This is a genomic window from Microbacterium sp. UFMG61, from assembly GCF_015354505.1.
Taxonomy (GTDB): domain Bacteria; phylum Actinomycetota; class Actinomycetes; order Actinomycetales; family Microbacteriaceae; genus Microbacterium.
Window position 1 is genome coordinate 1 of the sequence record NZ_JACAFP010000034.1, and the last position, 611, is coordinate 611.

Sequence of the window (611 nt, forward strand, 5' to 3'; positions counted from 1 at the left end):
GGCGCCGACAAGCCGCTGGCCTTCCTCAACGACGCTCACGAGGAGAATCCGGCGCTGGGCCTCCGTGGCCTGCGTGCCCTCCGCGCGAGCGAGGACATCCTGCGCGAGCAACTGACGGCTCTCGCCGAGGCGGATGCCGCCACCGAGGCCGACCTGTGGGTCATGGCGCCGATGGTCGCGACCGTCGAGGAGACGCAGTACTTCACCTCGCTCGCCCGCGAGTACGGGCTCAAGACGGCGGGCGTCATGGTCGAGATTCCGTCCAGCGCGCTGCTCGCCGACCGAATCCTCGCGCACGAGCCTGAGCACGGCGGGGTGCCAGGGGTCCTGGAATCCGGCGACGGAACCCAGCATGCGATCGGCGGCCATCGTGTACTGGGTGAGGTCGTTCGTGCCGATCGACGCGAAATCCGCGTGCGCGAGGATTCGGTCGGCGAGCAGCGCGCTGGACGGAATCTCGACCATGACGCCCGCCGTCTTGAGCCCGTACTCGCGGGCGCTCGCCTGGACAAGCCGGTGGGCATCTGCGGTGAGGCCGCCGCCGACCCGATGCTCGCGCTCGTGCTCGTCGGCCTCGGCGCGACGAGTCTCTCGATGGCGCCGTCCGCGCT

At 70.5% G+C, this 611-nt stretch carries 1 protein-coding gene and 2 pseudogenes; 2 read left to right on the top strand and 1 reads right to left on the bottom strand.

The window, feature by feature from the left end:
* Nucleotides 1-54: 54 nt before the first annotated feature.
* Nucleotides 55-231, top strand: a pseudogene (locus IXW21_RS18475) (putative PEP-binding protein); the annotation flags it as partial.
* A gap of 117 nt (nt 232-348) precedes the next feature.
* Here IXW21_RS18475 and IXW21_RS18685 read toward each other — a convergent pair.
* A pseudogene (locus IXW21_RS18685) lies at nt 349-465 on the bottom strand (putative PEP-binding protein); the annotation flags it as partial.
* An 84-nt stretch (nt 466-549) separates the two neighbouring features.
* Between IXW21_RS18685 and IXW21_RS18480 the strand changes: the two are divergent.
* The coding region (locus IXW21_RS18480; RefSeq protein ID WP_267238739.1) for a hypothetical protein at nt 550-611 on the top strand (62 nt) is incomplete at its 3' end.